Origin of the sequence: Hymenobacter ginkgonis, from assembly GCF_009755225.1 — a bacterium.
GTDB lineage: Bacteria > Bacteroidota > Bacteroidia > Cytophagales > Hymenobacteraceae > Hymenobacter > Hymenobacter ginkgonis.
On record NZ_WQKZ01000025.1, the window covers coordinates 1 to 1,082 of the forward strand.

Sequence of the window (1,082 nt, forward strand, 5' to 3'; positions counted from 1 at the left end):
TTTCCGCTTGCCAAGTGAATGACCGGTAGTGTACTGGCGGGTATGTTAGAAGCCACTGCGCCTGATTTAGTACTTCATTATTTCAAAATTTCATTTGATTTTGTCAAATGAAACGTGAATTGAATAGAATCAGAATTATGGATTATTATTTTAGAATCCACGAATCTGTAAGCATAGAACCTTGCGGATAAATCATGTTTACCAGGCAATAATTCTAGATGAACGAAACCATCAGCATCAGGTCTATATACGTTTTTATCAACAACTAAGGCCCCTACAATTAATGAGCTATTATCCTTAGTATCAACAAAATTACCTATCATACATGGCATAGTGCCTCTACTTTTTTTTCGAACAACTTTTTCGAAATCGCTTACATAGTTTTGAAAATATTGAAAAGCGGTACTCAGAAATATGAGAAGGTAACATAAAAGCTTCATAGTACTTCTTATTGACAACCGGACGGATTAATTCCAACATAATTAGTTCCCTTTAATTCATTTTGGATACGTGTAGCAATCCGTGTCGTCTCGGACAAATCTGGGAAAAGTAGTAGGTTTTACTTAACTCGAAAGACTGGTTATTATAGGATTTTTGTCTTACTGGCAAACTGTATGAGCAAAATAAAGGATTTTTTCAAAAACCTGTTAGGCGAACGCAACAGCCCTTCACTACTTGTTGAACGACAAGTATTTGTCAGAACCAATTCAACGGGGTTAAACTGGTCAACTAGTACCCCAACTATCTACCTCCTTGCTTCCGGTGTGACGAAGCGGGAGGCAGTCGATTGTTTTCCAGACCATGAAGTTCAGGGACTAAAGGACAATTGCTTCTTAGTGGTACTAGGAGCTATTGATTCTCAAGCAAATAAGTGCTTCTTCTATGAAAACTGGTTTGCCAATTACAGTTTTGAAAGAAGCAGTTTGTATACAGCAAGCGACTGGCCACCTTTTAAAAGGCATTTTATTGACACCTCAACCTGGTAATGTTGGCAAGTTAGCGTTTAATCATTTTTTACATGCTAGAAACCACGCATACTAGACCATTATGACGGGCTAGGCCAGAAAGGTACACCTTTCGGA

1 protein-coding gene is annotated in these 1,082 nt (G+C 38.0%); it reads left to right on the forward strand.

All coding sequences use genetic code 11. From position 1 onward, the window contains the following. Positions 1–882: 882 nt before the first annotated feature. Positions 883–1,041, forward strand: coding sequence for a hypothetical protein (locus GO988_RS23655; protein WP_157570112.1), 159 nt, complete (start codon positions 883–885; stop codon positions 1,039–1,041). Positions 1,042–1,082 lie beyond the last annotated feature (41 nt).

Coding starts and splice junctions, on each gene's coding strand:
- GO988_RS23655 (WP_157570112.1), top strand. CDS start 883: ATGAAAACTGGTTTGCCAATTACAGTTTTGAAAGAAGCAGTTTGTATA.